5 protein-coding genes, 3 tRNA genes and 1 rRNA gene are annotated in these 7,226 nt (G+C 39.0%); 2 read left to right on the forward strand and 7 right to left on the reverse strand.

Features of this window, described 5'->3' with window-relative positions; translation table 11 throughout:
• Nucleotides 1–134: 134 nt before the first annotated feature.
• Entirely contained in the window at nt 135–1,094 is a 960-nt protein-coding gene (locus BLS24_RS02695) for an AraC family transcriptional regulator (RefSeq protein ID WP_091755918.1), read from the reverse strand.
• 171 nt (nt 1,095–1,265) lie between these two features.
• Between BLS24_RS02695 and BLS24_RS02700 the strand changes: the two genes are divergently transcribed.
• Entirely contained in the window at nt 1,266–2,315 is a 1,050-nt protein-coding gene (locus BLS24_RS02700) for a glycoside hydrolase family 88/105 protein (protein ID WP_091755921.1), read from the forward strand.
• A gap of 30 nt (nt 2,316–2,345) precedes the next feature.
• Nucleotides 2,346–4,514 carry a 1,3-beta-galactosyl-N-acetylhexosamine phosphorylase gene (gnpA, locus tag BLS24_RS02705; RefSeq protein ID WP_091755922.1) on the forward strand — a complete coding sequence of 723 codons (2,169 nt, stop codon included), beginning with the start codon at nt 2,346–2,348 and terminating at the stop codon, nt 4,512–4,514.
• A 72-nt stretch (nt 4,515–4,586) separates the two neighbouring features.
• On the opposite strand, the gene BLS24_RS02710 is transcribed toward gnpA, so the two are convergent.
• The 6 genes from BLS24_RS02710 to BLS24_RS02735 form a co-directional block, all read right to left on the reverse strand.
• The gene (locus BLS24_RS02710) at nt 4,587–5,495 is read right to left on the reverse strand and encodes a S1 RNA-binding domain-containing protein (protein WP_091755924.1); all 909 of its coding nucleotides are present in this window, start codon (nt 5,493–5,495) and stop codon (nt 4,587–4,589) included.
• Between the two features lie 22 nt (nt 5,496–5,517).
• Nucleotides 5,518–6,519, reverse strand: coding sequence for a hypothetical protein (locus tag BLS24_RS02715; protein ID WP_176764311.1), 1,002 nt, complete (start codon nt 6,517–6,519; stop codon nt 5,518–5,520).
• Nucleotides 6,520–6,678: 159 nt separating this feature from the next.
• A tRNA-Cys gene (locus BLS24_RS02720) sits at nt 6,679–6,749 on the reverse strand.
• A 6-nt stretch (nt 6,750–6,755) separates the two neighbouring features.
• A tRNA-Glu gene (locus tag BLS24_RS02725) sits at nt 6,756–6,827 on the reverse strand.
• Between the two features lie 31 nt (nt 6,828–6,858).
• Nucleotides 6,859–6,931: transfer RNA gene (locus BLS24_RS02730), tRNA-Asn, on the reverse strand.
• Nucleotides 6,932–7,124: 193 nt separating this feature from the next.
• Nucleotides 7,125–7,226: ribosomal RNA gene (locus BLS24_RS02735) — 23S ribosomal RNA — on the reverse strand; the annotation flags it as partial.

Here is a 7,226-nt window from a genome sequence, read left to right on the forward strand (position 1 = left end):
CGATATGTCTCTTATATATAAACTCATCGATTGATTTTTGTGCACATTTCACAAATGCAATTATTCTAAATAACGTTTCTTAATTTTAGACAAACAAAAAAGAGTGGTTACCCACTCTTTTCGGCCTTATATTCTTATTTTTGCGGTTCTGTCAGGTTCTGAGCCTGCATCCAGCCTGTATATTCAAGTATTGAAGACTTATCAACCTTAGCCATCCTATGTCTCCATTCACTAGGCTGCGTGCCCATGATCTCTGAGAAATGCCTGTTATAGCTTGATACCGACCTAAATCCCACTCTCTCTGATATAGCAAGAATAGACTCTTCTGTTGTCCTAAGCAGGATGCACGACTGCAGGATCCTAGTGGTATTGAGGTAGCAAAGAGGACTTGTATTCATGATTTCCCCAAATACCCTTCTAAAGTGCGTCTGGCTCAGATGACACATATCTGCCAGATCCTCTATAGGAAAATTGAACATGTAATTTTCCTTGATATAATCTAGCGCCGGTGCGATAACAATGGCGTTTTCATGTACTTCTTTGTCATCTTGCTTCTTGTCATTTGTGGCATCATATATTCTCATGAGTTTCATGAAAAGAGCTAGGAGAAGGCCTTTTACAGAAAGCTGATAGTTCATTTCCTTTTTTTCAAGCTCTTCCATGATGGCTCTTAGCAGGAAGTATATCTCCGGATACTCCTTTCTATTTATAATGATCTGGGAGTTCTGCATCATATCTTCAAAGACATTTGCATAGGGCGAAGCTCCTCCAAAATCCCCTTTTAACATCTCATCAGGCTGCAAAAAGATGTATGACCAAAGGCTAGCCTGTCCCTTAGTACTATAAGTAGTATGGGGAACATTCCTTGATATAAAGGTCATATCCCCTTCATTAAATGGAACAGGATCATTATCAAATTCTATCATTCCACTGTCACTGTGGCAGATACCGATCTCAAGGCAATTATGGAAATGAAGTTTTCCAGACTTTACATCGGAAATATGCCATCTGTCTCCAGTCAAAAGAAGAATCGGAAAATTGAGCGGAAGCTCATAATTACGGTATTCTATGACAGTTTTCTTGGGCTTTGACATAAATTTATCCTTTATAAAATAATTTAGTATTTCGTCCATTAACTTCGATGACTTATTTTAACTCAAATAGTTGAAATTGCATAGTTTTTTCATCTACTTGAATAGACTTTTCAACCATCAACTAATATAATTTGCTCAAAATACTATGATTTTTGCAGAAAAGGAAGTATTATGGCAAATCTTATCTATGACAAAAAAGAAATTGAAAACGCTATTGATTCAATCGTAAAGAGAACCATGCGCATGGATCTTACCTGGGATTGGCCAGGAGGCGTTGCTTATTATGGTGTATGCGAGGCTTATCTTGCTACAGGCAAAAAGGAATACATTGAACTCTTAAAAGAACGAGTTGATGAATATATAGAGCTTGGTCTTCCATCATGGACAGTTAACACTTGTGCCATGGGACACGCCATGCTCACATTGTATGAATATACAAATGATGAAAAGTATCTTGATATTGCAAAGAGCAAGATCGACTACCTTGAAAATGACGCTCTTCGTTTTGGTGACAATGTTCTTCAGCATACTGTTTCAGTTAACAATGATTTCCCTGAGCAGTGCTGGGCAGATACACTTTTCATGGCAGCATTTTTTCTTTTAAGAGCAGGAGTTCTTTTAAAGGATGAAAAGCTCATTGACGATGCATTAAACCAGTATTACTGGCATATCAAATATCTCCAGGATCCTGCTTCAGGTCTTTTCTATCATGGATACAACAACATTACAAAAGACCACATGTCTGGCTTCTATTGGGGAAGAGCCAACGCATGGGCTGCATACACAATGTCTGAGGTAGGACGCATTCTGCCTGAATGTTACTTATATCCTAAGTTCCTTGATATCGTTGGTTCATTAAATGAACAGCTTGCTTCTATCAAGCTGCTACAGACAGAAAACGGATTATTCAGAACTATTCTTGATGATCCAGAGTCTTATGAAGAGATTTCTGCTTCTTGCGGTATTGCTGCTGCAATGATCAACAAGGGCAACCCTCTTCACATCAAATATATCAACAAGGCTACTGTTGGTATCCTTGATAACATCTCTGAAGACGGCCGTGTTCTCAATGTTTCAAGCGGCACAGCAGTTATGAAAGACAGAGATGGTTACAGAAACATTTCCAGAGAGTGGATCCAGGGCTGGGGACAGGGACTTGCACTTGCTTATCTTTCTGGAGTACTAAATTATGACAAAGTTCGTAGTGATGGCGCACTATAATCAATCAACTACTTGGGGGTTTAATAAATTATGAGTTTAGATTCAAAGCATTCCAAAGGAGGATTCACACTTCCTGGTGAATCAGGTTACGAGAAGCTCACTTTGGAGCTTGCTGACAAATGGGGAGCTGACGTTATCAGAGATAGCGACGGAACAGTTCTCTCAGATGAGATCTTAGATTCAGGTTATGGAATTTATTCAACAATCTGTATCATAAGAGACCACAATGAATGGGCCAATGCAAATAAAGACAAGCTTCAGCAGTCTTTTCTTATGACACAGCCTAAAGTAGCTGAAGATTCTTATGTTATCTTCCATCTTATTGATGACTTTTTTGACCAGCAGTTCATGGTAAACGATAGCAAAGAATCAATGAAATACTGGCAGGTTTTTGACCGCACTACAGGTCAGGAGATCAGCAGCAACTTTTGGACTTATGAAAAAGAAGCTGGAAATGTCATTGTTAATAATGTCATTCCTTATCACAGCTATACTGTAAGCTTCCTTGCCTACAGAATATGGGAAGAAATTTCCATGTACAACCACACCACAAACAACTGGGATAAAGAGCATTTGATGCCTATCGATCCTGTTTATCCTGAAACTCAGGAGTACATGCTCTCTTGGCTAAAGAACTGGTGTGAAACACATCCCGCAACTACAGTTGTCAGATTTACTTCAATGTTCTACAACTTTGTTTGGATCTGGGGAAGCAGCGAAAGAAACAGAAATCTTTTTACAGACTGGGGTTCATATGATTTCACTGTAAGCCCTAAGATGCTCGACAACTTCGCTGAGCGCTACGGTTACAAGCTTACTGCTGAAGATTTCATCAACAAGGGTGCGCTTCACGTAACACATCAGCCTCCAGTTAAGACTCAGCTTGATTACATGGATTTTGTTAATTCCTTCGTAGTTGAATTTGGTCGTAAGCTTGTTGACATGGTTCATGAATACGGCAAAAAAGCTTATGTATTCTACGATGACAGCTGGGTTGGTGTAGAGCCTTACAGCAAGAGATTTAAAGACTTTGACTTCGATGGTCTTATCAAATGCGTATTCTCTGGCTATGAAGTAAGACTCTGTGCTGGCGCAGATATCGAAACACATGAACTTAGACTACATCCATATCTTTTCCCTGTTGGACTTGGCGGACTTCCAACTTTCGCTCCTGGCGGAGATCCAACAAGAGATGCAAAAGAATATTGGAATCATACTAGAAGAGCTCTTTTAAGAGCAAAGATCGATAGGATTGGACTTGGCGGATACCTTCACCTTGTTGAAAACTATCCAGACTTTGTTGATTACATTGCAAAGATTTCTGATGAATTCAGAACAATAAGAGACCTTCATACAAATGGTTCGCCTTATACATTAGATGTTAATGTTGCTGTTCTTCACAGCTGGGGAAGTTTAAGAAGCTGGACACTTAGTGGACACTTCCACGAAACCTTTATGAATGATCTGATCCACATCAACGAAGCTCTTTCTGGACTTCCTGTTAATGTATCATTCATAAGCTTTGAAGATGTAAAGACTACTGACCTTTCAAAATATCAGGTGATCATCAATGCTGGTGCCCAGGGCACTGCTTGGAGCGGCGGTGACAATTGGAAAGACGACTCCATAGTTGAAACCCTCACTAAATGGGTATACGATGGCGGAACATTTATCGGTGTTAACGAGCCTTCTGCTGTTGACGGCTATAATACAACCTTTAGAATGGCTCCAGTCCTTGGTGTAGACAAGAACACTTCACCTTATGTATGTCATGGAAAATGGGCATTTGATAAAACTGAAGTTGAAGGACTTATCCCTGAAGGAAGCTTTATTCCAGAAAGATGCCATGTTCATTTAACTGATGGAAACGCTAAAGTTCTAGCTGAAAAAGATGGAAATCCTCTTTTCACAGTTAACCACATCGGCAAGGGAAAAGGCATATACTTATCCACATTTGAAACTAATGTTTTAAACAACAGACTTCTTTTAAACATACTTATGTATGCTGCTGACAAGTCATTAGCCCAGGAATACATAACAGACAATTCAAATATGGAATGCGCTTTCTATCCAGCAGACAAGAGACTTATTGTTATCAATAACTCAGATGCTGTACAGAGCACAACAGTAAAGACAGCATTTGGTGATAAAAAGTTTGAGAACGTAGCACCATTCGATACAGTGATAATACAGCTATAAATCTATAGCTTTCCTTTTTTCATAGTGTGTGTTCAAAAAAAGACGGTGAATATGATCACCGTCTTTTTTGTATTAAAATCCTGCTTTTTTAAGAAGATCTCCAAGTGATGTTGTTGCTTCTCCATCACTCTCAAACTCTATCTTTTCCTCTGTTATCTCTGTTGCAGCAATTTCCTCTAATGCCTTCATACTAAGACTAAGCTTACCATCTTTGATTGCTGTAACCTTTACTTTTACCTTCTGTCCAACCTTTAATACTGAAGAAGGATGTGCAATTCTCTGGTTGCAGATCTGAGAAATGTGGACAAGTCCTGTCATTCCATTTCCAAGATTTACAAATGCTCCGTAGTTTTGAAGACTCTCAACAACGCCCTCTGTCACAAGTCCTACTTCAACATTTGATATCATCTCTGCTCTCTTAGCATCTGCCTGCTCCTTCAAGTATTCCTTACCAGAAAGGACAAGCTTTTTATTCTCTTCATCTGCTGTAATTACTTTGACCTTTAATGTCTTACCTACAAATGAATCAAGATCACTTTCATCTACATAATTAAGGTCAAGTTTTGAAGCTGGAATAAATCCTCTAATACCCTCAAGGAATACAACACAGCCGCTCTTAACAGCCTCTGATATCTTAACATCTACATATTCTTCAGAGTTCATAAGCTCTTTTAACTTATCCCAAGCAACTATCTGATTAGCTTCCTTTTTAGATAAAAGGATATTTCCATATCCATCATCTTTACTTACTACTGTTGCAGAAATCTCATCACCAACATGAATATCTCTGTGTATGCTAAACTTTGGATCATCGCTCAGATCCTCAGCTCTAATGATACCCTGAGTGTAATACTTAAGATCAAGGACTACTTCAGTATCTTTTACATCGATAACTGTTCCCTCGAGTATGTCACCCTCATTGATCTTACGAAAAGATCTGTCGATCTCATCTTTAAAGTCATTCATTGTTTCTTCTGCCATGATATCCTCCCCAAGTACTTTTTTAGTCGAGTTCATTCCACTTAGCTACTTTATTATCAAGATCAGTAATATCTTCCTCATAGCCAAGTTCCTGAATATAGCCATTTAAAATAGGCAATAACTCATTCCTATTATAAACCTTAATACCCTCTTTGTCGCAAGCTTCAATAAATCTTGCATCAAGATCAGTATCACTGCCATCTGAATATAGTACATAGTATTTATCTGCTCCACATTCAAGAACAGAAACATATGACCAATTGCCATCCGCATACATTTCAGCAAATATAGCAAAAGCCCTGTGATCATCTCCCATGTATTCTGCTTCACTTGCTACTGCCATTGTTTCATTGAAAAGATCTACTAGCTGTCCATCTTTATCAACAATATAAGTTTTATTTATCAAAAGATTTCCGCTACTACGTCCAAGTGGTTGAGACTTATAAGAAAGAAGCCCTCCCTGACCAACATATCCATATGTATACTCATCGCACATTGTGTCCTTGTATGAAACTAAATGTACTTCTCCATCTTTTACAGCAAAGAATAAAAGACAATTATTCTCATCTTTATAGTTTGGATTATCTGGGACAAGAACCGCTAATATTGGGCTCTTTTTATCTTGATAAAAGAATGTATATGAAAGCTTCATTTCATCTCCCCATCCGCTCTTGCTGATGCCCGTCTTTATTTCTTCTAATGATATTGCATCACCTACTTTATAATCAAAGTAGTGCTCTCCATCGTAGGAATCAACTGATATCTCTACATCAGACACTGCAGAAGCAGTCTTTCCATCTACTCCAAGAAAGTTATATAACAGATCTACAGCTGGTACTTCTTTTTCTTCTTCTACTTCAGTTGTTTCTTCTGTGGCTTCAGCTGTTGTAGCTTCTAGTGAAGATTCCTCAGTACTAGACTGTCTTCCAACCATCTCCTCATCAATTTCTTTTACTTTGACACTACCACAGCCTACTAACATCAGGCTGGCAACTAAGATCATTGCAATTCTTCTTTTCATCATACCCTCCTTAATATAAGCGTTATTAATACAACATTTCCCCAATAATGATATGTTGCATATAGAACAAAGAGTCGCTCACGACTCTTTGCGTAGGAAATCCAAAGGATTTTCCTATTGAATAAAAAAAATCTGTAAGCGATATGCTTACAGATTATATAGAGGTGACAGGCGGATTTGAACCGCCGCTCAAGGTGTTGCAGACCTATGCCTTACCGCTTGGCTATGTCACCATATAATGACTCCGACGAGAATCGAACTCGTGTTACCGCCGTGAAAGGGCGATGTCTTGACCGCTTGACCACGGAGCCGTATCAGACCGTAGTAACAGTCTTTTTTTAGCTCCCCCTGTCGGACTCGAACCAACGACACTTCGGTTAACAGCCGAATGCTCTACCGACTGAGCTAAGGAGGATTATTAAAGATACCATATATACAAAATGCCATGCTACTGCATGGTCCTTTTGCTTTGTACCTTCAAAACCGAACACTGATATCTAAATCCATTTCTTCTATACTAATCGGAAGTTCTGCTCTCGACTATTTCATAGTCTCGCCAGAACAACACTCGAACTAGATTCGGTAAAACCTCATCAAGTTCTCCTAGTTTGGATAAGCCCTCGACCTATTAGTACACATCAGCTGAACACGTTACCGTGCTTACACCTTGTGCCTATCTAACCTCGTACTCTCCAAGGGGTCTTACTGCC

It is taken from the genome of Butyrivibrio sp. INlla18 (genome assembly GCF_900103635.1).
In the GTDB taxonomy this organism is placed as follows: Bacteria; Bacillota; Clostridia; order Lachnospirales; family Lachnospiraceae; genus Butyrivibrio.

Coding starts and splice junctions, on each gene's coding strand:
- BLS24_RS02715 (WP_176764311.1), bottom strand. CDS start 6,519: ATGATGAAAAGAAGAATTGCAATGATCTTAGTTGCCAGCCTGATGTTA.
- BLS24_RS02710 (WP_091755924.1), bottom strand. CDS start 5,495: ATGGCAGAAGAAACAATGAATGACTTTAAAGATGAGATCGACAGATCT.
- gnpA (WP_091755922.1), top strand. CDS start 2,346: ATGAGTTTAGATTCAAAGCATTCCAAAGGAGGATTCACACTTCCTGGT.
- BLS24_RS02695 (WP_091755918.1), bottom strand. CDS start 1,094: ATGTCAAAGCCCAAGAAAACTGTCATAGAATACCGTAATTATGAGCTT.
- BLS24_RS02700 (WP_091755921.1), top strand. CDS start 1,266: ATGGCAAATCTTATCTATGACAAAAAAGAAATTGAAAACGCTATTGAT.